Source organism: Georgenia halophila, assembly GCF_039541595.1.
Genome location: NZ_BAABGN010000007.1, coordinates 21,706 through 46,488, shown reverse-complemented (window position 1 = coordinate 46,488; position 24,783 = coordinate 21,706). Strand labels below are relative to the sequence as shown.

Genomic DNA, 24,783 nt, shown 5'->3' with positions numbered 1-24,783 from the left:
GTGCTGACACCGCTCGCCTCCATCCCCAGCCCGCCGCAGGCAGAGTGGTACCTCGGTCCCTTCCCGGTGCGTGCGTACGCCATCTGCATCCTGCTCGGCATCGTCGCCGCGCTGTGGATCCTCGAACGGCGCTACACCGCCAAGGGAGGCCCGAAGGAGGCGGCGCTGGACGTCGCCTTCTGGATCGTGCCCGCCGGCATCATCGGGGCACGGATCTACCACGTCTTCTCCTCCCCGGACGCCTACTTCGGCCCCGACGGCGACCTCCTCCAGGCGCTCAGGATCTGGGAGGGCGGCCTCGGCATCTGGGGGGCCATCCCGTTCGGTGCGCTCGCCGCGTGGTGGGCACTGCGCCGCAGGGGTCTGCGCCTCGCTCCGTTCGCCGACGCCGTCGCCCCCGGCCTGCTCGTCGCCCAGGCGATCGGCCGCCTCGGGAACTGGTTCAACCAGGAGCTCTACGGCGGTCCGACGACGCTGCCGTGGGGCCTGGAGATCGACGCCGCCCACCTGGTCGGCGGCTACCCGGCCGACACGCTGTTCCACCCGACGTTCCTCTACGAGATGCTGTGGAACCTGCTGGCGGCGCTGGTGCTGGTGCGGATCGCCAAACGCCTCGACCTCCGGCACGGTCGGGTCTTCTGGCTCTACGTCATGCTCTACACCGCCGGCCGCGTGTGGATCGAGGCGGTGCGTATCGACGAGGCGGAGATCATCTTCGGGCTCCGCCTCAACGTGTGGACCTCGATCGCCGTCTTCCTGCTGGCCCTGGTGTTCTTCGTCGCGATCGGCCGACGTACCAAGGACGTGCCCGAATCGGTCTGGCTGCCCGGCCGTGAGCCGGCCGGCGACGATGCGGACGACGACGTCGACGGCTCCGGTGACAAGGTCGACGACGAGTCGGCGACCGCGCCGCCGGACGAGAGCGAGCCGCGTCCCGGGGCCACCGCCACCTGAGCACTCCTCAAGCTCGACTCCCTTGACAGGTGCGCACCGGCACCGTTCGCTTGTCGTACGCACCACATCACCATGTGAACGTCAAACATGTGGACATGAAGTGTTACGTAGTGGTCATGGGCGAGTAACATCTCGCCACGCGGGACTGACGTCCCGTCGACAGCGGGACGACGGCGACCCATCAGGCACGAGCATGACGATGCGGAGCCGTCCCGTCCGGGGCCCTTCGCGGTGAGGGAGTACGCGGATGGAGTCAGCGCAGGTGACCGGAGGAACTTCCGTCTTCCCCGCTTTCCGGACCCCCGAACCCGGCGGGCTGTACTCGGCGGAACGTGAGCACGACGCCTGCGGCGTCGCATTCGTCGCCACCCTGCGTGGCACCCCGGGCCGGGACATCGTCGACGCCGGCCTGACGGCCCTGCTCAACCTCGACCACCGCGGAGCCGTCGGTGCCGAGGAGAACACCGGCGACGGGGCGGGCATCCTCACCCAGGTGCCCGACGCGTTCCTGCGCGAGGTGGTGGACTTCGAGCTGCCGCCCGCGGGCCGGTACGCCGTCGGCACGGTCTTCCTGCCGACCGACGACGAGCCGCAGGCCCGCGACGAGGCCGTCGCGACCCTCGAGTCGATCGCCGCCGAGGAGTCCCTGGAGGTGCTCGGCTGGCGGGACGTGCCGGTCGACGCGTCCATGATCGGACCCGGTGCGCTGGGCACCATGCCCGCGTTCCGGCAGCTCTTCGTCGCGCCCGACGGCGACGAGCCAGGTGCCGAGGGTCCGGACGGCATCTTGCTCGAGCGCATGGCCTACCGGCTCCGCAAGCGGGCCGAGCACGCCACCGGCGTCTACATCGCCTCGCTGTCCTGCCGCACGCTGGTCTACAAGGGCATGCTCACGACCCGGCAGCTGCAGCCCTTCTTCCCGGACCTGTCCGACGAGCGGTTCGCCTCCGAGATCGCCCTGGTGCACTCGCGCTTCTCCACGAACACGTTCCCCTCGTGGCCGCTCGCCCACCCGTTCCGGCTCGTGGCCCACAACGGCGAGATCAACACCGTCCGCGGCAACCGGAACTGGATGTCCGCCCGGGAGGGGATGCTCGCCTCCGACGTCCTCGGTGACCTCGAGGACCTGCTGCCCGTCTGCACCCCCGGCGCCTCCGACTCGGCCACGTTCGACGAGGTGCTCGAGCTGCTGCACCTCGCCGGCCGGCCGCTGCCGCACGCGATGCTGATGATGGTGCCGGAGGCCTGGGAGAACAACGAGGAGATGGACCCCTCGTTGCGGGCCTTCTACGAGTTCGCCTCCACGATCATCGAGCCGTGGGACGGGCCGGCCGCCATCTGCTTCACCGACGGCACGCACATCGGCGCCGTCATGGACCGCAACGGGCTGCGACCCGGGCGGTACTGGATCACCGACGACGGTCTGGTCGTCCTCGCCTCCGAGTCCGGCGTCCTGGACCTGGACCCGGCCCGGATCTGCCAGAAGGGCCGCCTGGAGCCGGGACGGATGTTCCTGGTCGACACCGGCACCGGGCGCGTCGTCGACGACCGGGAGGTCAAGCGCTCGCTCGCCGATGCGCACCCGTACGGCAGGTGGCTGTCGGAGGGGCTCATCCACCTCGAGGACCTGCCGCCGCGCGACCATGTCGACCACTCCAGGCTCTCGGTGGCCCGCCGCCAGCAGACCTTCGGCTACACCGAGGAGGAGCTGCGGATCCTGCTGGCGCCGATGGCCGCGAGCGGTGCCGAGGCGATCGGCTCCATGGGGACCGACACGCCCCTGGCCGTGCTGTCCGCGCGCCCCCGGCTGCTCTTCGACTACTTCACCCAGCTCTTCGCCCAGGTGACGAACCCACCGCTGGACTCCATCCGCGAGGAGCTGGTGACGTCGCTGGCCGGCGCCATCGGCCCCGAGCCCAACATGCTCGCCGACTCGGCGAGCCACGCCCGCAAGGTGGTCGTGCCCTTCCCGACCATCGACAACGACCAGCTGGCCAAGATCAAGAAGATCGGCCGCACGCCGGACCGGGGCGGCGGCTTCTCTGCCGTCACGATCGAGGGCCTGTACCAGGTGTCCGGCGGGGGAGCGGCGCTCAAGGCCCGCCTGGACGAGATCCGCTACGAGGTCGACAACGCGATCGACGCGGGCGTGAGCTTCATCGTGCTCTCCGACCGGGAGTCGACGTCCGAGCTCGCCCCGATCCCGTCGCTGCTGCTGACCTCGGCGGTGCACCACCACACCCTGCGCAGGCACAGCAGGACCAAGATCTCGCTGATCGTCGAGGCCGGTGACGTGCGCGAGGTGCACCACGTGGCACTGCTCATCGGGTACGGCGCCGCCTGCGTCAACCCGTACCTGGCGATGGAGAGCGTCGAGCACCTCGTCCGGGAGGGCGTCGTCACCGACGTCACGCCCGAGCAGGCCGTGAAGAACGTCATCAAGGGCCTGGGCAAGGGCGTGCTCAAGGTGATGTCCAAGATGGGCATCTCCACCGTGATGTCGTACCGGGGCGCGCAGGTCTTCGAGGCCCTCGGTCTGTCCGAGGACCTCGTGGCCGAGTACTTCACCGGCACCCCCAGCCCGCTCGGCGGCGTGGGCCTCGACGTCATCGCGGCCGAGGTGGCCGCCCGGCACGCCACCGCGTATCCACCGTCGGGCATCGCACCCGCGCACCGCACCCTGCGGATGGGCGGGGAGTACCAGTGGCGCCGTGAGGGCGAGGCCCACCTGTTCGATCCCGAGACGATCTTCCGGCTGCAGCACTCCACCGCGACCCGCCGGTACGACATCTTCCGCAGGTACACCCAGGGTGTGGACGACCAGTCCCGGCGTCTGATGACCCTGCGCGGCCTGATGAGGCTCAAGGCCGAGGGTCGCGAGCCGATCCCCGTCGAGGAGGTCGAGCCGGTCAGCGAGATCGTCAAGCGCTTCTCCACCGGCGCGATGAGCTACGGCTCCATCTCCGCCGAGGCGCACGAGACCCTCGCCATCGCCATGAACATCCTCGGCGCGAAGTCGAACACCGGCGAGGGCGGGGAGGACACCGACCGGCTGCGCGACCCGAGGCGCCGCTCGGCCATCAAGCAGGTGGCCTCCGGCCGGTTCGGCGTGACGTCCGACTACCTCACCAACGCGGACGACATCCAGATCAAGGTCGCCCAGGGGGCCAAGCCCGGCGAGGGCGGTCAGCTGCCCGCCCACAAGGTCTACCCCTGGGTGGCCAAGACCCGGCACTCGACCCCCGGCGTCGGGCTCATCTCGCCGCCGCCGCACCACGACATCTACTCCATCGAGGACCTCGCACAGCTGATCCACGACCTCAAGAACGCCAACCCGGCCGCCCGGATCCACGTCAAGCTCGTCTCCTCGATCGGTGTCGGCACGGTGGCCGCGGGCGTGGCGAAGGCGCACTCCGACGTCGTGCTGATCTCCGGGCACGACGGCGGCACGGGCGCCAGCCCGCTGACCTCCCTCAAGCACGCCGGCGGGCCGTGGGAGATCGGGCTGGCCGAGACCCAGCAGACGCTGGTGCACAACGACCTGCGCGACCGGATCGTCGTCCAGGCGGACGGGCAGATGAAGACCGGCCGTGACGTGCTCGTCGCCGCCCTGCTCGGCGCCGAGGAGTTCGGCTTCGCCACCGCCCCGCTCGTGGTCGAGGGCTGCATCATGATGCGGGTCTGCCACCTCGACACCTGCCCGGTCGGTGTGGCCACGCAGAACCCCGAGCTGCGGGACCGGTTCACCGGCCAGGCCGAGCACGTCGTGACCTTCTTCGAGTTCATCGCGCAGGAGGTCCGCGAGTACCTCGCCTCCCTCGGGCTGCGGTCCCTGGCGGAAGCGATCGGCCAGGTCGAGCTGCTCGACACCACCGAGGCCGTCGAGCACTGGAAGGCCTCCGGCCTGGACCTCCAGCCGCTGCTCACCAAGGTCGAGCCCCGGCCGGGCAGCGCCCTGCGGCAGGTTCGTCCGCAGGACCACGGGCTCGACAAGGCGTTGGACAACCAGCTCATCGCGCTGTCCGAACCTGCCCTGGAACGGGGCGAACCGGTGCGCATCGACCTGCCGGTGCGCAACGTGAACCGGACGGTCGGCACGATGCTCGGCCACGAGATCACCAAGCGGTACGGCCCCGACGGCCTGCCGGACGGCACGATCGACATCACCCTCACCGGTTCGGCCGGGCAGTCCTTCGGGTCCGTCCTGACCCGTGGTGTCACGTTGCGGCTGGTGGGCGACGCCAACGACTACGTCGGCAAGTCGCTCTCCGGCGGTCGGATCGTCGTGCGCCCGGACGAGCGATCCGTCTTCGCCGCCGAGGACAACGTCATCGCCGGCAACGTCGTCGCCTACGGCGCCACCTCCGGCGAGATCTTCCTCCGCGGCCGCGCCGGGGAGCGGTTCTGCGTGCGCAACTCGGGCGCGACCGCCGTCGTCGAGGCCGTGGGCGACCACGCCGCCGAGTACATGACCGGCGGCACGCTGCTCGTCCTCGGATCCACCGGACGCAACTTCGGTGCCGGCATGTCCGGCGGCACCGCCTACGTGCTCGACCTCGACACCGCGAAGATCAACGGGCCCGCGCTCGCCTCGGGCGAGCTCATCCTGTCCGGCCTCGACCCGGAGGACGTCTCGATCGTCGCCGACCTGCTGCGCCGGCACCGCGAGCTGACCGGCTCCACCGTGGCCGATGCCCTGCTCGAGGAGCTGCCGGACCACGATGCGGCGCTGTCGGCACGATTCACCAAGGTGCTCCCGCGCCAGTACGCCGCCGTCTCGGCCGCCCTCGTCAAGGCGACCGAGGACGGCCTCGACCCGGCCTCGCCCGACGTGTGGGCCACGATCATGGAGGCGTCCCGTGGCTGACCCCCAAGGTTTCCTGAAGTACCGCGAGCGTGAGCTGCCGCCCCGGCGCCCCGTGCCGGTGCGCATCCTCGACAACCGAGAGGTCTACACGCGCCGCGTGGAGGACTCGCCGGCGCTGACCCGGCAGGCCGCGCGGTGCATGGACTGCGGCGTGCCGTTCTGCCACAACGGCTGCCCGCTGGGCAACCTCATCCCCGAGTGGAACGAGCTGACGCGCCGGGAGGACTACGAGGGCGCCATCGAGCGGCTGCACGCGACCAACAACTTCCCGGAGTGGACCGGGCGCCTGTGCCCCGCCCCGTGCGAGACGGCCTGCGTGCTGGGCATCAACCAGCCGCCCGTGACCATCAAGTACGTCGAGCAGTCGATCGCGGACAACGCCTTCGACCTCGGGATGGTCGAGCCGCAGATACCCGAGCGGCTCACCGGCAACACGATCGCCGTCGTCGGGTCCGGACCGGCAGGCCTGGCCGCCGCCCAGCAGCTCACCCGCGCCGGGCACACCGTGGCCGTGTACGAGAAGGACGACCGGCTCGGTGGCCTGCTCACGTACGGCATCCCCGACTTCAAGATGGAGAAGATCCAGGTCGACCGGAGGCTCGCGCAGATGGAGGCCGAGGGGACCCGGCTGCGCCCCGGCGTCGACGTCGGCGGCGAGGGCGAGGGCGCGCTGACCGGCAAGGACCTGCTGGAGCGGTACGACGCCGTGGTGCTCGCGATGGGTTCGACCGTGCCGCGCGAGCTTCCCGTCCTCGGACGCGAGCACGGTGGCGTCCACCCCGCGATGGAGTACCTCGTCCAGCACAACCGGGTCGTGGACGGTCAGGACGTGCGCGACCAGATCGTCGCCACCGACAAGGACGTCGTCGTCATCGGTGGCGGCGACACCGGCTCCGACTGCTACGGGACCGCCATGCGGCAGGGTGCGCGGTCGGTGACCCAGATCGACATCAACCCCGAGCCTTCGCAGGAGCGGCCCGAGGACCAGCCGTGGCCGACCTACCCGCGCGTCTACCGCGTCTCGACGTCCCACGAGGAGGGCGGCGAGCGGGTCTTCGGTGCCTCGACCGTCGAGCTCGTCTCCGACGGCTCGGCCGGCGAGGGGCAGGTCAGCCACCTGCGTCTGGTCGACGTGGTCCGCACCGGCGGACGTGCCGAGCCGATCGAGGGCACCGAACGCCTCATCCCCGCCCAGCTGGTCCTGCTGGCCCTGGGCTTCACCGGCGTCCCGCGCGGCGGGCTCGTGGAGCAGCTCGGGGTCGAGGTCGACGAGCGCGGCCGCATCGTGCGGGACGAGACGTTCGCCACATCCACCCCCGGGGTCTTCGTCGCCGGTGACGCTGGACGCGGGCAGTCGCTCATCGTGTGGGCGATCGCCGAGGGCCGGTCCGCCGCCTCCGCCGTCGACGAGTATCTGTGCGGGGAGAGCGAGCTGCCCGCACCGGTGCTGCCCTCGACGGTCGCCGTCTCGGCCTAGCGGGCCGTGCCGGCACGCCGCCACGGAAGGTGCCGGACCGGAGTGTCCGGGGTCCGATCAGCAGTCGGGAACCGGTCACGCAGGCAATAGGGTTGGACCATGCGTAGAGCGAAGATCGTGTGCACGATCGGTCCGGCCACGGCGTCGGCCGAGAAGATCCAGGAGCTGGTCGACGCCGGGATGGATGTCGCCCGCATCAACCGCTCCCACGGCACCGCCGCGGAGCACGAGGTGGTGTACCGGCAGGTCCGTGAGGCCGCCCAGACCTCCGGCCGCGCGGTCGCCGTGCTGGTGGACCTGCAGGGCCCGAAGATCCGTCTCGGCACGTTCGCGAACGGCCAGGAGGAGCTCCACGAGGGCGACACCTTCACCATCACCACCGAGGACGTGCCCGGCAACGCCGAGATCGCCTCGACCACGTACGAGGGCCTGCCGGGCGACTGCCATCCCGGCGACCGGATCCTCATCGACGACGGCAAGGTCGCCGTGCGGATCCTCGAGGTGGACGGGCCGCGCGTCATCACCCGCGTCGAGGTTGCCGGGCCGGTCTCGAACCACAAGGGCCTGAACCTCCCGGGCGTCGCGGTGTCGGTGCCCGCACTGTCCGAGAAGGACAAGGAGGACCTGCGCTGGGGCCTGCGCCTCGGCGCCGACTTCATCGCGCTGTCGTTCGTCCGCGCCGCCTCCGATCTCGACGACGTGCACGAGATCATGGACGAGGTGGGTCACCGGGTCCCCGTCGTGGCCAAGATCGAGAAGCCGCAGGCCGTCGACAACCTCGTCGAGATCGTCGACGCGTTCGACGCGATCATGGTCGCCCGCGGTGACCTGGGCGTCGAGCTGCCGCTCGAGCAGGTGCCGCTGGTGCAGAAGCGGGCCATCGAGCTCGCCCGCCGCAACGCCAAGCCGGTGATCGTCGCCACGCAGATGCTCGAGTCGATGGTGACCAGCCCGCGACCCACCCGCGCCGAGACCTCCGACGTCGCGAACGCGATCCTCGACGGTGCGGACGCGGTCATGCTCTCCGGCGAGACCTCGGTCGGCGACTATCCGATCGAGACCGTGCGGACCATGTCGCGGATCGTGGAGAACACGGAGGAGCGCGGCGGGGAGCGGATCGCCCCGCTCGGCTCGGCGCCGCACACCCGCGGGGGCGTGATCACCCGGGCGGCCAACGAGATCGGCACCATGCTCGAGGTCAAGTACCTCGTGACGTTCAGCCAGTCCGGTGACTCCGCCCGCCGCATGTCCCGCCTGCGCTCGCCCATCCCGCTGCTGGCCTTCACCCCGGACCCGGTGACCCGCAACGCGCTCGCCCTGACGTGGGGCATCGAGACGTACACGGTCCCGGAGGTCAGCCACACCGACGACATGGTCAACCAGGTCGACCAGGTGCTGCAGACGACCGGCCTGGCCGCCGAGGGCGACCGCGTCGTCATCGTGGCCGGCATGCCGCCCGGGCAGGCGGGCTCGACCAACTCGATCCGCGTGCACAAGATCGGCGAGACCTACACGCGTCTCCAGGCCTGACGGCCGCCGCCGTCGTCCCGGCGTTACGCTGGGCGGCGCCACGCTCCCGTGGTGGAACAGGCAGACACTCCGCACTCAAAATGCGGCGCCGAGAGGCATGCGGGTTCGAGTCCCGCCGGGAGCACGAACGTCTCGCACCAGGTCCTGCGGCGTGAGTGCTGTCACGTCCGCCCCTCGGAGAGTGCTTCCACCGGGGTGGCGGCTATAGGCTTGCCCACGTGACAAGCAACGAGAACGACGCCGTGACCAGTGACGCCGCGGCCGAGGAGACCACGAGCGCGGAGCCCATCGAGCTGCCCGGGCCGGAGGCGGGCGCCGCCGAGGACACCGGCAAGAAGCGCCGGGTCGTCGTCGCCGAGGACGAGACCCTCATCCGGTTGGACATCGTCGAGTCCCTCACCGAGGCCGGGTACGAGGTCGTCGGTGAGGCCGCCGACGGCGAGCAGGCGATCTCGCTCGCCGAGGAGCTCGAGCCCGATGTCGTCGTGATGGACGTCAAGATGCCCGTCATGGACGGCATCACCGCGGCCGAGCGCATCATCGGCTCGCGCACCTCCGCCGTCGTCATGCTGACCGCGTTCTCCCAGAAGGAGCTCGTGGAGCGTGCCCGTGACGCCGGAGCCATGGCCTACGTCGTCAAGCCGTTCACCCCGGCAGACCTGCTGCCCTCCGTCGAGATCGCCATCTCGCGCCACGAGGAGATCACCTCGCTGGAGTCTGAGGTGGCGTCCCTGGCCGAGCAGTTCGAGACCCGCAAGCGCGTGGACCGGGCCAAGGGACTGCTGATGACGAGGATGGGCCTGAGCGAGCCCGAGGCGTTCCGCTGGATCCAGAAGACGTCCATGGACCGTCGCCTGACGATGCGTGAGGTCGCCGACGCCGTGATCGAGCAGGTCGGCAGCGCCAGCAAGTAGTGCCGACGGCGGCGCTCACCCGGCGCTGCCGGTTCCCGCCTCGAGGATCATGCAGCTGAGGCGTGCCGTGCAGATGCGCCGGCCGTCGTCATCGACCACCGTGATGTCGTAGGTCGCCGTCCGGCGACCCTGGTGCAACGGCGTCGTCCGGGCGGTGACGTGACCGGTCCTGGCGGCGCGGTGGTGACTCGCGCTGAGCTCGGTGCCGACCGCCCGCGCCTGCGGCCCCGCGTGCAGCGAGGCTGCCACCGAGCCCACGCTCTCGGCGAGCGCCGCCGTCGCGCCACCGTGCAGCAGACCATGGAACTGGGTGTTCCCCTCCACCGGCATCCTCGCCACGACCGTCTCCGGGCCCGCCTCGAGGAACTCGATCCCGAGCCGTCCGACGAGCGTGCCGCCGGCGGTGGTCTCCAGCCGGGCGAGGAGCTCGCGGGCACGGGCGTCGGCGCCTGCGGGGTGGTCCGTCACGTCAGTCATGAGCCATAGGGTGTCATCCGTGAACGAGACAAGCGCAGCATCGAGCTCGGAAACAACCCCGTCGAACCGCCCACGGCTCCTTCTCGTCGACGGCCACTCGATGGCGTTCCGGGCGTTCTACGCCCTGCCGGCCGAGAACTTCTCCACGACCACCGGCCAGCACACGAACGCCGTGTACGGCTTCCTGTCCATGCTGATCAAGCTGCTCGACGAGGAGCAGCCGACCCATCTCGCCGTGGCGTTCGACATGTCCGGCGGCACGTTCCGCACGGAGCAGTACGCCGAGTACAAGGCGAACCGGATGGCCGCCCCGGAGCCGTTCGCGGGTCAGATCGACCTGATCCACGAGGTCATGACCGCCATGAACGTGAACGTGCTGGAGAAGCAGGGCTACGAGGCGGACGACATCCTGGCGACGCTCGCCGTCGCGGGGGCGAAGTCCGGCATGGAGGTCCTCGTGATCTCCGGGGACCGGGACACGTTCCAGGTGGTCGACGACGACATCACGGTGCTCTACCCGATCCGCGGCGTCTCCACGCTGACGCGGATGACGCCCGCGGCGGTGCTGGAGAAGTACGACCTGCCACCTGCCCGGTACCCGGACCTGGCCGCGCTGGTGGGGGAGACCAGCGACAACCTGCCGGGGGTGCCCGGTGTGGGGCCGAAGACGGCCGCGAAGTGGGTCAACCTCTACGACGGGCTCGACAACGTCATCGCGAACGCCGACCAGATCAAGGGGAAGGCGGGGCAGAGCCTGCGCGACCATCTCGACCAGGTGATCCGCAACCGTCAGCTCAACCACCTGCTCCTCGACGTCGAGCTGCCGATGCAGGTCGGGGAGCTGCAGCGCCGGCCGGTGGACCGCGAGGCCGTGCACCAGCTCTTCGACACCCTCGAGTTCGACGTGCTGCGAGACCGGCTGTTCGCGACGCTGCCGGAGACGGCTCCCGTGGCGCCGTCCCCGGGAGCCGATGTCGACGTCGTCGCACTCGCCGACCTGCCGGACGGGCTGGAGGCGTGGCTGGCCGAGCACGCCGGACCCGGCACCCTCGTCGGCCTGGACATCACCGGCACGGCCGCCCAGGGCAGCGGTGACGCCTGGTCCGTCGCGCTGGGCGACGCCGACAGGCACGCCGTCACCGTGGACCTCGCCGAGATCCCGCCCGCGGACGAGGCCTCGTTCGCCGCGTGGCTCGCCGACGAGGCGCGGCCCAAGGTCCTCCACGAGGCGAAGGTCGCCTGGCACGAGCTCCGCGGTCGCGGCTTCGAGCTGGCCGGCGTGGTCTTCGACACCGCGCTGGCCGGCTACCTCGCCCACCCGGACCAGCGGCGCTATTCCCTCGCGGACCTCAGCCTCCGCTACCTGCGGCGTGAGCTGGCCACGGACACCGAGCCGGACGGCCAAGCCGTGCTGTCCCTCGAGGGCGGTGCCGACCGCGAAGCCGGTCAACGAGCAGCCACCCTGGTCGAGCTGACCGAGGTGCTCGGCGCCGACCTGAAGGCGCGCGGCGGACGGCACCTCCTCGAGGAGGTCGAGCTGCCCGTGCAGTGCGTGCTGCGCGAGATGGAACGCGTCGGCATCTGCGCCGACACGTCGAATCTCGAGGAGCTGCGCGGCGGGTTCGACGAGGCCGTGGAGCGCCACGCCGCCGCGGCCTACGAGGCGATCGGGCGCGAGGTGAACCTCTCCAGCCCCAAGCAGCTCCAGGAGGTGCTGTTCGGCGAGCTGGAGATGCCGAAGACCAAGAAGACGAAGACCGGCTACACCACCGACGCGGACGCGCTCGCCGAGCTGTACGCGAAGACGGAGCACCCCTTCCTCGAGCACCTCCTCGCCCACCGCGACCAGATCCGACTGCGCCAGACCGCCGAGGGGCTCCTGAAGTCCATCTCCCCGGACGGCCGGATCCACACGACCTTCCACCAGACCATCGCCGCGACCGGCCGGCTGAGCTCGACCGAGCCCAACCTGCAGAACATCCCGGTGCGCAGCGACGACGGCCTGCGCATCCGTGAGGGGTTCGTGGTCGGCGACGGCTACGAGGCGCTGATGACCGCGGACTACTCCCAGATCGAGATGCGCATCATGGCGCACCTGTCGGGGGACGACGGTCTGATCGAGGCGTTCCGGTCGGGCGAGGACCTGCATTCCTTCGTGGGCAGCAGCGTCTTCGAGGTCGGCACCGACGAGGTCACGCCCGCCCAGCGCAGCAAGATCAAGGCGATGAGCTACGGGCTGGCGTACGGCCTCAGCGCGTTCGGGCTCTCCCGCCAGCTCGGCATCGAGGTCGCCGAGGCACGCACCCTGATGGACGTGTACTTCGAGCGGTTCGGCGGCGTCCGGGACTACCTCACCACCGTCGTCGACCAGGCCCGCCGCACGGGTTACACCGAGACGATCATGGGGCGGCGGCGCTACCTGCCGGACCTGACCAGCGACAACAGGCAGCGGCGCGACATGGCGGAGCGGATGGCGCTCAACGCCCCGATCCAGGGTTCGGCGGCGGACATCATCAAGGTGGCCATGATCCGTACCGATCGCGCCCTGACGCAGGCCGGCTGCAGGTCCCGCCTGCTCCTGCAGGTTCACGACGAGCTCGTGCTCGAGGTGTCACCGGGCGAGGCCGAGCAGGTCGACGAGCTCGTGCGCCGCGAGATGGGGGCCGCCGCGGAGCTGTCCGTGCCGCTGGACATCTCGGTCGGTACCGGACGTTCCTGGCGCGACGCGGCTCACTGACGAGCCCGAGGCGGAGGGCAGCCGTGAGGAACAAGCGGCTGCCGGAGCCGGAGGGTGAGGAGATGAGCCAGACGGGCACGGCTCAGTGACGACTCAGCCGTCCTGGTAGGCCCACCCGGACCAACGCTCGACCCGCAGACGGATCACCGGGCCGTCCGGTCGGCGATCGGCGTACTGCCGGTACTTCTCGACCAGCGCGTCGATCGCGACGGCCCACGCCGGCCCGTGCTGATCGACGACCACGTGGCCGTCGGCGCGCACCCACCACAGCCGGGTCCAGTCCTCGCCGTAGTGGTCGACCAGAAGGGCCGCACGTGGATTGGCGGCGAGGTTGCGCAACCGGCGCAGCGCCGCCGTCGATTTGGGCTTGTGGTCGATGGCGGAGACCAGCTCGGTGCCGACCGGGCCCCCGATGACGGCGAAGGTCACCGGCACGATGTGCGGTGCGCCGCCGGCGTCGGCGGTCGCGAGGCGTCCGACCCGCGCCGCTCGAACACGGTCTCGGCACGTCCGCTCGTCGAGCCTGGCCACTAGGGCCTCCGGGTGACGAAGATGGCCGTGCCGGGCAGCATCCTGCCCCGCTCCGGGCCCCAGCCGCCCCAGACGCCGTCGTACCCGTCCGGCCACTCCGGCTCCACCAGGTCCTCGATGATCAGGCCCGCCGAGACGAGGTCACGGACGTGATCGCCCAGCGTGCGGTGGAACTCCGCGTACAGCGGGGCGCCGGTGGCCCCCCGCTCGACGTACGGGTCGCGATCGAAGTAGGAGCGGGTCACTGTCAGGCCGCGGGTGGTGGGATCGTCCGGGAACGCCCACCGCACCGGGTGGGTGACGGAGAAGACCCAGCGGCCACCCGCGCGCAGCACACGGGCCGCCTCCGCGTGCACGGCGGCAGGGTCGGGCACAAAGGGCACGGCACCGAAGGCGCTGAACGCCACGTCGAAGGCGGCGTCGGGGAACGGGAGGTGCCGCGCGTCGGCGAGCACGGTCGGCACGGCGGTGCCGGTGTCGGCGTCGAGCTCGGCCGCCCGCGCGAGCATGCCGTCGGAGACGTCGGTCGCGACGACGTCGACACCGCGCGCCGCCAGCCACCTCGAGCACTGGGCGGCGCCGCAGCCGACCTCGAGCACGCGTCCGCCGCCGCGCAGGTCCTCGAGGCGGCCCAGGAGCTGGGCGTCCGCCTCCCGCAACCCCTCGGGGCACCAGCAGAAGTCGGCCGCTCCGAGGAACTCGCCGTGCTCGGCGAGGTAGTCTGCCGAGCTGTCGGTCCACCAGCGGGCGTTCGCGACGGCCGCCGCCTCGCCGTCGACCGGTTCGTACCCTGCCCGGGCCGGGGTGTCGCTGCCCATGCGAGCAGTATGACGAGGCCGGCGCGAGCGGCATGACGGGTGGGCACGGTGACGAGACGGGAGACGCATCTCACGCCGGCGTGCCCCGCTGCCGCGCCCGCCCGGTTGCCGCGCGTTGCGCGACCTCGGTAGCATCAGTCTTTGGCGCATTGCGGCCTCGCGTCGGCGCGCGCCGAACTATCTCACATCGTAGGCGGCGTCCAGGCGGACCGGGTGCACATGGCCGGCCCGTCGCCGTCACAACATCATCCAGTCCACCCCTGTACGTCTACCGACGTCCTACCCCTGTCCGCATCGGAGTCCACAGCTCAATGACCACCACTACGCCCACTCAGCCGACGTCCCCCCAGGTGGCCGTCAACGACATCGGGACCGAGGAAGAGCTCCTCGCCGCGATCGACGAGACCATCAAGTACTTCAACGACGGGGACATCGTCGAGGGCACCATCGTCAAGGTCGACCGGGACGAGGTTCTCCTCGACATCGGTTACAAGACCGAGGGCGTGATCCTCTCCCGCGAGCTGTCCATCAAGCACGACGTCGACCCGGACGAGGTCGTCGCCGTCGGTGACCAGATCGAGGCCCTGGTTCTCCAGAAGGAGGACAAGGAGGGTCGGCTGCTCCTGTCGAAGAAGCGCGCCCAGTACGAGCGCGCCTGGAGCACCATCGAGAAGATCAAGGACGAGGACGGTGTCGTCACCGGCACGGTCATCGAGGTCGTCAAGGGTGGTCTCATCCTCGACATCGGCCTCCGCGGCTTCCTCCCGGCCTCCCTCGTGGAGATGCGCCGCGTCCGCGACCTCCAGCCGTACGTCGGCAAGGAGCTCGAGGCGAAGATCATCGAGCTCGACAAGAACCGCAACAACGTCGTGCTCTCCCGCCGTGCGTGGCTGGAGCAGACCCAGTCCGAGGTCCGTTCCAACTTCCTGCAGACCCTCCAGAAGGGCCAGGTCCGTCCGGGCGTCGTCTCCTCGATCGTCAACTTCGGCGCCTTCGTCGACTTGGGCGGCGTGGACGGCCTCGTGCACGTCTCCGAGCTGTCCTGGAAGCACATTGACCACCCGAACGAGATCGTCGAGGTCGGCCAGGAGGTCACCGTCGAGGTTCTCGACGTGGACATGGAGCGCGAGCGTGTCTCCCTGTCGCTCAAGGCGACGCAGGAGGACCCGTGGCAGGCCTTCGCACGCACCCACGCCATCGGCCAGGTCGTGCCCGGCAAGGTCACCAAGCTCGTCCCGTTCGGTGCGTTCGTCCGCGTGGAGGACGGCATCGAGGGGCTGGTGCACATCTCCGAGCTGGCGCAGCGCCACATCGAGCTGCCGGAGCAGGTCGCGAAGGTCGGTGACGAGGTCTTCGTCAAGGTCATCGACATCGACCTGGAACGCCGCCGCATCTCGTTGTCCCTGAAGCAGGCCAACGAGGGCGTCGACCCGAACAGCGACGACTTCGACCCGTCGCTGTACGGCATGGCCGCCGAGTACGACGAGCAGGGGAACTACAAGTACCCCGAGGGCTTCGACCCGGAGACCAACGAGTGGCTCGAGGGCTACGAGGCCCAGCGCGAGGCCTGGGAGGCGGAGTACGCCAAGGCCCACGACCGCTGGGAGGCCCACAAGAAGCAGGTCCAGGCGGCGATCGACGCCGACGCCGAGGCGGCGGCCGAGACGAGCGCTGGCGCGTCGTCGTCCACCCCGGCTCCGGCGCGTCCCGCGGCGGCGAGCAGCGAGAGCACCGGTGCCGGCGCTCCGTCGTCGTACTCCTCCCCGCAGGAGGAGGGCGGCACGCTCGCCTCGGACGAGGCGCTCGCCGCGCTGCGTGAGAAGCTCACCGGCCAGTGAGTCGCTAGCACCACCCGGGCGCTCTGCGCACCGAGCGTCCAGCAGCACCGACAAGGCCCGCCGTCCTCAGGGACGGCGGGCCTTGTTGCTTCTCATCGCCGAGCAGCGGCGCCGCGATCCAGCGGCTCGGCTGGGTCAGCGACGCTGGCGGCGGGCCTCGTAGAGGACCACCGAGGCGGCGTTCGCCGCGTTCAGCGAGCTCGCGGAACCGGTGGTCGGGATGCGCAGGGTCACGTCCGCAGCGTCGCGCCAGGCGCGCGAGAGGCCGACGGTCTCGTTGCCGACCAGCAGCAGCACCGGGAGGGTCAGGTCGAAGTCGGCGAGGTCCGTCTCGCCGGCCTCGTCGGTGGCCACCACGACGATCGGCGTCCCCGCGGCCCGCTCGGACTCGACCCATGCCATCACCTCGCGGTGCGAGGGCACCCGGACCACCGGCGTCGCGAAGAACGAGCCCGTCGACGCTCGCACGGACCGCGGGTCGTACGCGTCGGCGGCATGACCGGTCGTAACGACACCGTGCGCTCCGAAGGCGTCCGCCGAGCGCACGATCGCACCGATGTTCCCGGGCTGGCTGGGCCGGTCCAGCGCGACGCCGAGGAAGTGCTCACCGGTAGGGAGGCGTCCGAGGTCGTCCGGACGCATGGCGACGACGGCGAGCAGCTCGACGTCGCCGTCGTCCTTCTCGCCGAGCTCGGCCAGCAGCTGCGGCGACATGGCGATGCGCTCCCCGGCGTCGGCGCCGTCGAGCATGGCGCGCGCCCACGAGGAGAGCCGTCGGTCGCCGTCGTAGAGCAGCGTCCTGATCTGCCAGCCGTGCTCGACGGCCAACGTGATCGGTCGGACGCCCTGGACGAGGAACTCCCCGGCCCGGCCGCGCTTGGTCCGGTTCGTCAGCAGGGTCTCCAGCAGCTGGAAGCGTGCGTTGCGCGTCGTGATCCGCAGGGGCATGCCTCTCTCGGGCCGGGGAGATCGGGAAGGTCAGACCAGTTTGGCGTCCAGCGTGATCGGGACGGCCTGGAGAGCCTGACTGGTCGGGCAGCCGGTCTTGGCGGTGTCTGCGATGGACTGGAAGTCCTCGGCGGAGATGTCGGGGACCTGGGCGTCGCAGCGCAGGACGATGCCCGTGATGCCCTCGCCGGCGACGAAGGTCACCTCGGCGGAGGTGTCCAGCTGGGTCGGCGGTGTGCCGTTGTCGTTCAGCTCCTTCGCCAGCGCCATTGAGAAACACGTGGCGTGCGCCGCGGCGATGAGCTCCTCGGGGCTGGTCCCGCCGTCGTGCGACTCGGCGCGGTTCTTCCAGGCGACGTCGAAGGTCGCCAGGCCCGAGCTGTCCAGCCGGGTGGATCCCGAGCCCCCGAAGAGGTCGCCGTTCCAGGTGGTGCTTGCCTTGCTCACGATTGGATTGGGCATAGTGCGCTCCTTCGGGTCTACGCCCGGGCCGGCCGGGCGAACGACGATCGGTCACGGCCATCCTGCCGTGCCAGGCGCCTGGACTACCACCGCGGGCGGACGAGTAGTCTCCAGGCGTGCCCCTGCAGAGCGCCCACCGTCCCGCCGCCGTGGCCCTCGCCGGATGATCCGCATCGGCCTCACGGGCGGCATCGCGGCCGGCAAGTCGGTCGCGGCCCGCCGGTTCGCCGAGCTCGGCGCCGCCGTCATCGACCACGACGTGCTCGCCCGGGAGGCCGTCGCTCCTGGCTCGGCCGGGCTGCGCAGGATCGTGGAGACCTTCGGTGAGCGCGTGCTCGCCGCGGACGGAAGCCTCGACCGGCCGGCGCTGGGGGCGCGCGTCTTCGGCGACGACGACGCACGCGAGCGTCTGAACGGCATCGTGCATCCCGAGGTCCGCCGGCTCTCGCACGAGCGGGAGGCCGACGCGGCGGAGCCGGACGCGGTCGTCGTCCACGACATCCCGTTGCTCGTCGAGACCGGCCAGGTGGACGGGTTCGACATGGTGGTCGTCGTCCACGCTCCCGCCGAGCAGCGGGTGTCCCGGCTCGTGGTGTCGCGCGACCTCAGCGAAGAGGACGCACGGGCACGCCTGAGCGCCCAGGTGACCGACGAAGACCGGCTGGCGGTCGCCGACGTCGTGCTCGACGCCTCGGGTGCCGAAGAGGGACTGGCGGGGCAGGTCGACGAGCTCTGGGGACTCATCACCGCCTGGCGCGCCGAGGAGAGGCCCCAGCCCGAGGGCTGGGACTTCTCCGCCCTAGACGGTCGCATGTCGGAGTCCGCGGTCCCCTGGGATCTCGACGCCAGCTACCGGGAGACGCTCGACGGCGCGCGCTCCGTGCTCGACATGGGAACGGGCGGCGGGGAGTTTCTCCTCCGCTTCCGCGACGTGCTCCCGCAGGACACGACCGCCGCGGAGGGGTGGGAGCCGAATGCGCCGGTGGCACGGGCGGCCCTGGCCCCGCACGGGTTCGAGGTCGTCCAGTTCGGGCAGCCCGACGACGATCCCGCCCCGGCGCGGATGCCGTTCCCCGACGGCCGTTTCGACGTCGTCCTGAACCGGCACGAGGCCTACCACCCGGCCGAGGTGGCGCGGGTGCTCCGGCCCGGCGGCACGTTCGTGACCCAGCAGGTCGGTGGCGGCGAGCTTGCCGAGCTCGCCGCGGTCACCGGTGTGTGCCCGTCCGTGCCGCAGATCCGGTACGAGGAGTTCCGTGACGCCCTGGCGGGCGCCGGCCTGGAGGTCGTCGACGGGGCAGAGTGGTCCGGCACGTACGAGTTCACCGATGTCGCGGCCGTGGTCGCCTACCTGCAGATGGTTCCCTGGCAGGGACCGGCGGACTTCTCCGTGGACCGCTACGTCCGGGCCCTGCTCGCGCTGCACGACGCCGGACCTGCGCACGGGGAGCCGGTCCGGTTGTCCCGGAAGAGGTTCTGGCTACGGGCCCGCAAGCCGGGCACAGCGCCTGAATGATCGTCTCCACCTGCCCCTTCGCATCACCGAACAGCATCGCGGTGTTCTTCCGGAAGAGCAGCGGGTTGTGCACGCCCGCAGGCCGGTCGCTGTACGCCCTGTATCTATCCGGCCCGATACCACGTAAGTTCGAGCGATGACCTCGAGTCGGTTCGAAGCGGAAGTAGTGTCGACCGACTACATGCTGCGGTTGGCCGCCTCTGACCTGGGCCGGTCCTACAAATCCATGGTCCGTGGGCAACTGGGGCTGCGACCGGGTAGCCGTGTCCTTGATGTGGGCTGCGGTCCAGGTGCGGATCTTCCCGACTACGCCGAGCTGGTGGGGCCGTCAGGTGCCGTAGTCGGGGTCGACCACGATGACACCGCCGTTGAAGCTGCGCGGAAGCGAACGCTGCATCTACCGCAGGTGCAGGTACATATCGGCGATGGGCACCGGCTCAACGAGGCCGACGAGTCCTTTGATGCGGCACACACGGACAGGGTCCTCCAGCACGTCTTCGACCCGGCCGAGGTGCTGGCCGAAGTTGCCCGGGTCCTTCGACCGGGCGGGGCGGCAGCGTTCGCCGAACCCGACTGGGAAACGCTGGTGGTTGACCATCCGGAACCACGGCTCAGTACGGCCTATACCCGCTACGTCACCGAGTTCCAGGTCCGCAACGCGCGCATCGGCCGTCAACTCGCCGGCTTCGCCAACGATGCCGGCCTGGCAGTGCGAACCATCATCCCGATCACCACCGTGTTCGATGACGCGGGCGCGGCGGACAAGGTCCTGGGTCTCCACCGCGTCACGCGGCGAGCGATCGAGCACGAGGTGATGACTCCCGATGAGGGTCAGCGCTGGCTCGATCACCTCTCCGGAGCTCAGACCTTCTTCGCGGCGGTAAGTCTCTTTGTCGTCTGTGCCGTCAAGCCATCAACAACGGTGGGCAGCCGAACGAGGACCAAGTCGTAGACGACGTTGGTCCCCATGCGCGGTTCAGCGTTGCCCGGAAGGCGGTGGCCGGATGAGGCACTGGCTATCGGCATGGACCCCCGCGTGCGCTCAGGTAGTAGTCGAGGTCACCCTTAGCGTCGGGCTGTCTCCGGACGAGTTGGTAGCCGATCCGTTCGACGACGCGCTTCGAGGCGATATTCCTCGGTCGAATCGTCGCCCAGAGCCGGGCGTGGCCCACCGAATGCGCCGCCTGAGTGACGGCGTCTGCTGCCTCAAGAGCGAAGCCCTTACCACGGTGCGCGACGTCGACCTCGTATCCGATCTCAGGATCGTCTCCACAGCGTTCACCCAGGAACACACCGCAGGTCCCGGCGAAGGTGGAACGTACGGTCCAAAGCCCGTACCAGGGCAGTCCGTCTTCCTGGTAACGCATCGATCTTCTCTCAAGCCAGCGAGCAGTCTGTGCCCGATCCTGGACCGGTCCACCACCGATCGTGTGGCCGGGGCCTGAGAACAGTCCGTGCACGGTATCGAGATCGGCGGGGCCCAAGAGTCGCAGCGATAGGCGATCTGTCTGCAGCGTGTCGGGCATCGCCATGGTTCGAATGCTAGGGCCGCTCAGGCATGGACCCGTCCCAGGAGGCGCGCCGGGCAAACCGTCACGAGTGGGAGGTTCGTTCCGCTTCCAGGTCACCTTCGCCCCAACCGGCGCCGAACAAGCGGTAGCTGCCTTTCTGCGCGCTCCGAAAGGCAGTGAGGGCTTGTTCGGCGGGTCGGGCGGACTGTTGGCGTCACGCGCCGGCGCCGCCGTCGACCGGCATGACGGCGCCGGTCACCATGGAGGCGCGATCACTGAGGAGCCACGCGGCCACCTCGGCGACCCTTCCCGGCCTCGGCCAGGCAGCGCGCGCTGTGACGGGTGGGCACGGCGCCGCGCCGTCGCGAGTTCACGAACGGACTCGATGCGGCCCTCCGGCGCCTGCCGCGCTCGCTCGATCGACTGGTCCACCGCTGGTTCCTTCGCCATGGCTCGAACCGTACGGATTGACGGGAGTCGATTCGGTGCCAGGCCTCGAACGGGTCGGCCGGACGACGCATCCGCCACCCGAGCCTCGAGGGCGGGACCACTGCGCGCGAGCCGATCCGGAACCAGGAGCACCGCGGGTGCCGTCGCCGGTGCCACGATGTGAGGCCGGTCGCCTCGGACGCGTCGTGTCGGTGCCCAGCCGTACCGTAGTGCTATGCGTCCCGTGACCGACCTGCAGCGCACCGTCGCCCCCATCGAGGTCGTCTCCGACTTCTCACCGTCGGGTGACCAACCGGCGGCGATCGCCGCCCTCACCGAGCGCCTCAAGGCGGGGGAGAAAGACGTCGTCCTTCTCGGAGCCACCGGCACCGGCAAGTCGGCGACCACCGCCTGGCTGGTCGAGCAGGTGCAGCGGCCGACGCTCATCATGGCGCCGAACAAGACCCTGGCGGCGCAGCTCGCCACCGAGTTCCGCGAGCTACTCCCGCACAACGCGGTCGAGTACTTCGTCTCCTACTACGACTACTACCAGCCGGAGGCGTACGTGCCGCAGACGGACACGTACATCGAGAAGGACTCCTCGATCAACGACGAGGTCGAGCGCCTGCGGCACAGCGCCACCAACTCCTTGCTGACTCGTCGCGACGTCGTCGTGGTCGCGTCCGTCTCCTGCATCTACGGCCTGGGCACGCCGCAGGAGTACGTCGACCGGATGGTCCAGCTCAAGGTCGGCGACCAGATCGAGCGGCAGGAGCTGCTGCGCCAGTTCGTCCAGATGCTCTACACCCGCAACGACACGGCCTTCTCCCGCGGCACCTTCCGGGTGCGCGGCGACACCGTCGAGATCATCCCGGTCTACGAGGAGCTGGCCATCCGGATCGAGATGTTCGGGGACGAGATCGACGCCCTGAGCACGCTGCACCCCGTCACCGGCGAGGTGATCCGCTCCGAGGAGGCCATCCACCTGTTCCCCGCCACCCACTACGTCGCCGGTCCGGAGCGTATGGAGCGGGCGATCGCCGGGATCGAGGCCGAGCTCGCCGAGCGCCTCGAGGAGATGGAACGGCAGAACAAGCTCCTCGAGGCGCAACGGCTGCGCATGCGCACCACCTACGACATCGAGATGATGCGGCAGATCGGCACCTGCTCCGGCATCGAGAACTACTCCCGCCACATCGACGGCCGAGAGGCCGGCACCGCTCCGAACACCCTCCTGGACTACTTCCCGGAGGACTTCATGCTCGTCATCGACGAGTCGCACGTGACAGTCCCGCAGATCGGGGCCATGTTCGAGGGCGACATGTCGCGCAAGCGCACCCTTGTCGAGCACGGCTTCCGCCTGCCGTCCGCCATGGACAACCGACCGCTGCGGTGGGAGGAGTTCCTCGAACGCATCGGGCAGACCGTCTACCTCTCGGCCACTCCCGGCCCGTACGAGCTCAGCCAGTCCGACGGCGTGGTCGAGCAGATCATCCGGCCCACCGGGCTCGTGGACCCCGAGGTCGTCGTCAAACCGACCAAGGGTCAGATCGACGACCTCCTGGGCGAGATCCACGACCGCGTCGGCCGCAACGAGCGGATCCTGGTCACCACGCTGACCAAGAAGATGGCCGAGGACCTCACGGACTACTTCCTCGAGCGAGGTGTCCAGGTCCGGTACCTCCACTCCGACGTCGACACCCTCAGGCGCGTGGAGCTGCTGCGCGAGCTGCGGCTCGGCACCTTCGACGTGCTCGTCGGGATCAACCTCCTGCGCGAGGGACTCGACCTGCCAGAGGTCTCCCTGGTGGCCATCCTGGACGCCGACAAGGAAGGTTTCCTCCGATCCGGCAGATCTCTCATCCAGACGATCGGCCGCGCCGCACGCAACGTCTCCGGCCAGGTGCACATGTACGCCGACACGGTGACGGCGTCGATGGCTCAGGCCATCGAGGAGACGAACCGGCGGCGTGCGAAGCAACTCGCGTACAACGAGGCCAACGGGGTCGAGCCGACGGCTCTGCGCAAGCGGATCTCGGACGTCACCGACATGCTCGCCCGGGAGGACGTGGATACCCAGGAACTCCTCGAGGGCGGCTACCGGGGGGCCGGGAAGGGCGCGGGGCGCACCGAACGCCGCAAGGCGGGGGAGTCGAACCGGGAGCAGCTCGCCGGTGCCGCCACGGGCGACCTCGCCCAGCTCATCCAGGACCTCTCGGACCAGATGCACGCGGCGGCCGAGGAGCTGCAGTTCGAGCTCGCGGCGAGGCTGCGTGACGAGATCTCGGACCTGAAGAAGGAGCTGCGGCAGATGACGGCCGCCAACGCCTGACCGGTTCAGCTCCCGGGTCGGTCGGTCCATGCCCTCGCCCGAGCGCCGAGTGCGACCCACGTCACGGCGCTGCGCCGTCGTCGAGCTCCTGGGCGGTGCCGTATCCTGACGGCCGGAGGGGAGTATTCCCCCAACAGTGGAGCCGTCATCACGGCGGACGCGATCGTCTGCTCGGTTCCACGGGCCCGGACCACCGGTTGTCCTGCGTGCACGCGCGCCGGACGGCCCGGACCTGGCGGAAGAGACCTCCGGTGCCGAAACCCTACGTACCGGAGGACAGGTTGGACGTTCATGCCCTCGGCTGGATCGCCCTTGCGGGTGTCGTCGTCTCGCTCATCACGCTGGATCTCGTCGGACACGTCAGGAAGGCGCATGCGCCGACCCTGAAGGAATCCGCCCGCTGGACAACCTTCTACGTCAGCCTCGCGATCGTCTTCGGCCTCATCATCTGGGGTGTCTACGGAGGTCAGTACGCGGGCGAGTACTACGCCGGGTACATCACCGAGTACAGCCTCTCGGTCGACAACCTCTTCGTCTTCATCATCATCATCGGCGCGTTCAAGGTTCCCCGCATCCAGCAGCAGAAGGTCCTGCTGGCCGGCATCATCATCGCGCTCGTCCTGCGCCTGATCTTCATCCTGGTCGGCGCTGCCGCCATCGCGCGGTTCTCGTGGGTGTTCTACCTCTTCGCCGCCTTCCTGATCTACACCGCGATCACCCAGATCCGGGAGGGCAAGAAGCCGGACGAGGAGGAGGACGAGTACCACGAGAACGCCGTGGTGCGCACCATGCGACGCATCATGCCCGTCACGGACGGCTTCGTCGGCGGCAAGCTCTTCCACCAGCACAGCGGCAAGACCTTCGTGACGCCGATGCTCATCTGCATCCTTGCACTCGGCTCGGCCGACCTGATGTTCGCCGTCGACTCCATCCCGGCGGTCTTCGGACTCACCCAGGAGCCCTACATCGTCTTCGCGGCGAACGCCTTCGCGCTGCTCGGTCTGCGTCAGCTGTACTTCCTGATCGACGGCCTGCTCGACCGGCTGGTCTACCTGCCGTACGGTCTTGCCGCGATCCTCGGCTTCATCGGCCTCAAGCTGCTCAACCACGCCCTGCACGAGAACACGCTGCCCTTCATCAACTCCGGCGAGCACTGGTCCGTGATCCCGGAGCCCAACATCGCGGTCTCGCTCGGCTGGATCGTCGGCGTCCTGGCCATCACGGTGATCACCAGCCTGATGCGCAACGCCAGGGACCAACGACTCGAGGCTGCCGAGTCCGCCGTGATCCACCGCGGGGAGGCCATCCCCGCCGAGGAGCACCACGTCGTGTCGCCGTCGTCAGCCGACGAGGAAGGCGCGACGGGGACGTGGCAGGAGACGCGCGAGGAGGAGTCCGCCGCAGGTCGCTATCGGCGGGGCTCCGAGGAGTAGCCGGAGCGC

17 protein-coding genes, 1 tRNA gene and 1 pseudogene are annotated in these 24,783 nt (G+C 69.9%); 12 read left to right on the top strand and 7 right to left on the bottom strand.

Going from position 1 to position 24,783, the window contains the following annotated elements:
• Positions 1 to 3 precede the first annotated feature (3 nt).
• The 6 genes from lgt (at position 4) to ABD907_RS08255 (ending at position 9,742) form a co-directional block, all read left to right on the top strand.
• Positions 4 to 954, top strand: coding sequence for a prolipoprotein diacylglyceryl transferase (gene lgt, locus ABD907_RS08280; protein WP_345215909.1), 951 nt, complete (start codon positions 4 to 6; stop codon positions 952 to 954).
• Between the two features lie 247 nt (positions 955 to 1,201).
• On the top strand, positions 1,202 to 5,821 hold the full coding sequence (gene gltB, locus ABD907_RS08275) for a glutamate synthase large subunit (protein WP_345215772.1): 4,620 nt from the start codon (positions 1,202 to 1,204) through the stop codon (positions 5,819 to 5,821).
• On the top strand, positions 5,814 to 7,298 hold the full coding sequence (locus ABD907_RS08270) for a glutamate synthase subunit beta (RefSeq protein ID WP_345215771.1): 1,485 nt from the start codon (positions 5,814 to 5,816) through the stop codon (positions 7,296 to 7,298). Before gltB ends, ABD907_RS08270 begins: the two co-directional genes overlap by 8 nt.
• A 99-nt stretch (positions 7,299 to 7,397) precedes the next feature.
• Positions 7,398 to 8,828 (top strand): pyruvate kinase, encoded by a 1,431-nt coding sequence (gene pyk / locus ABD907_RS08265; protein ID WP_345215770.1) that lies wholly within the window; start codon positions 7,398 to 7,400, stop codon positions 8,826 to 8,828.
• Between the two features lie 42 nt (positions 8,829 to 8,870).
• A tRNA-Leu gene (locus ABD907_RS08260) sits at positions 8,871 to 8,952 on the top strand.
• Between the two features lie 169 nt (positions 8,953 to 9,121).
• Complete coding sequence (locus ABD907_RS08255; RefSeq protein WP_486334063.1) at positions 9,122 to 9,742, top strand: ANTAR domain-containing response regulator; 621 nt, start codon at positions 9,122 to 9,124, stop codon at positions 9,740 to 9,742.
• A gap of 15 nt (positions 9,743 to 9,757) precedes the next feature.
• On the opposite strand, the gene ABD907_RS08250 is transcribed toward ABD907_RS08255, so the two are convergent.
• Positions 9,758 to 10,219: a PaaI family thioesterase gene (locus tag ABD907_RS08250; RefSeq protein ID WP_345215769.1), complete on the bottom strand. Its 462-nt coding sequence runs from the start codon at positions 10,217 to 10,219 to the stop codon at positions 9,758 to 9,760.
• Between ABD907_RS08250 and polA the strand changes: the two genes are divergently transcribed.
• The gene (gene polA, locus ABD907_RS08245) at positions 10,218 to 12,956 is read left to right on the top strand and encodes a DNA polymerase I (RefSeq protein WP_345215768.1); all 2,739 of its coding nucleotides are present in this window, start codon (positions 10,218 to 10,220) and stop codon (positions 12,954 to 12,956) included. The two genes, ABD907_RS08250 and polA, sit on opposite strands and share 2 nt — an antisense overlap.
• Positions 12,957 to 13,049: 93 nt before the next feature.
• On the opposite strand, the gene ABD907_RS08240 is transcribed toward polA, so the two are convergent.
• Together ABD907_RS08240 and ABD907_RS08235 are read right to left on the bottom strand one after the other, a co-directional pair.
• Positions 13,050 to 13,487, bottom strand: a complete 438-nt coding sequence (locus ABD907_RS08240; RefSeq protein WP_345215767.1) for a TIGR03668 family PPOX class F420-dependent oxidoreductase — start codon at positions 13,485 to 13,487, stop codon at positions 13,050 to 13,052.
• Positions 13,487 to 14,305 carry a class I SAM-dependent methyltransferase gene (locus ABD907_RS08235; RefSeq protein ID WP_345215766.1) on the bottom strand — a complete coding sequence of 273 codons (819 nt, stop codon included), beginning with the start codon at positions 14,303 to 14,305 and terminating at the stop codon, positions 13,487 to 13,489. Before ABD907_RS08235 ends, ABD907_RS08240 begins: the two co-directional genes overlap by 1 nt.
• Positions 14,306 to 14,616: 311 nt before the next feature.
• Here ABD907_RS08235 and rpsA point away from each other — a divergent pair, with 311 nt between their 5' ends.
• A complete protein-coding gene (rpsA, locus tag ABD907_RS08230; protein WP_345215765.1) occupies positions 14,617 to 16,143 on the top strand; it encodes a 30S ribosomal protein S1 in 1,527 nt (508 codons plus the stop codon).
• Positions 16,144 to 16,278: 135 nt separating this feature from the next.
• On the opposite strand, the gene ABD907_RS08225 is transcribed toward rpsA, so the two are convergent.
• Complete coding sequence (locus ABD907_RS08225) at positions 16,279 to 17,091, bottom strand: TrmH family RNA methyltransferase (protein WP_345215764.1); 813 nt, start codon at positions 17,089 to 17,091, stop codon at positions 16,279 to 16,281.
• 30 nt (positions 17,092 to 17,121) lie between these two features.
• Entirely contained in the window at positions 17,122 to 17,553 is a 432-nt protein-coding gene (locus tag ABD907_RS08220; protein WP_345215763.1) for an OsmC family peroxiredoxin, read from the bottom strand.
• A 163-nt stretch (positions 17,554 to 17,716) separates the two neighbouring features.
• Between ABD907_RS08220 and coaE the strand changes: the two genes are divergently transcribed.
• Both coaE and ABD907_RS08205 read left to right on the top strand, forming a co-directional pair.
• Complete coding sequence (coaE, locus tag ABD907_RS21090) at positions 17,717 to 19,069, top strand: dephospho-CoA kinase (RefSeq protein ID WP_425555731.1); 1,353 nt, start codon at positions 17,717 to 17,719, stop codon at positions 19,067 to 19,069.
• A 136-nt stretch (positions 19,070 to 19,205) separates the two neighbouring features.
• A complete protein-coding gene (locus ABD907_RS08205; protein WP_345215762.1) occupies positions 19,206 to 20,021 on the top strand; it encodes a methyltransferase domain-containing protein in 816 nt (271 codons plus the stop codon).
• Positions 20,022 to 20,085: 64 nt separating this feature from the next.
• Here ABD907_RS08205 and ABD907_RS08200 read toward each other — a convergent pair whose 3' ends face one another.
• On the bottom strand, positions 20,086 to 20,601 hold the full coding sequence (locus ABD907_RS08200; protein WP_345215761.1) for a GNAT family N-acetyltransferase: 516 nt from the start codon (positions 20,599 to 20,601) through the stop codon (positions 20,086 to 20,088).
• Positions 20,602 to 20,794: 193 nt separating this feature from the next.
• A pseudogene (locus ABD907_RS08195) lies at positions 20,795 to 20,893 on the bottom strand (SDR family oxidoreductase); the annotation flags it as partial.
• Between the two features lie 351 nt (positions 20,894 to 21,244).
• Here ABD907_RS08195 and uvrB point away from each other — a divergent pair.
• Positions 21,245 to 23,341, top strand: a complete 2,097-nt coding sequence (gene uvrB, locus ABD907_RS08190; protein WP_345215760.1) for an excinuclease ABC subunit UvrB — start codon at positions 21,245 to 21,247, stop codon at positions 23,339 to 23,341.
• Between the two features lie 281 nt (positions 23,342 to 23,622).
• On the top strand, positions 23,623 to 24,774 hold the full coding sequence (locus tag ABD907_RS08185; protein WP_425555734.1) for a TerC family protein: 1,152 nt from the start codon (positions 23,623 to 23,625) through the stop codon (positions 24,772 to 24,774).
• Positions 24,775 to 24,783: the final 9 nt, after the last annotated feature.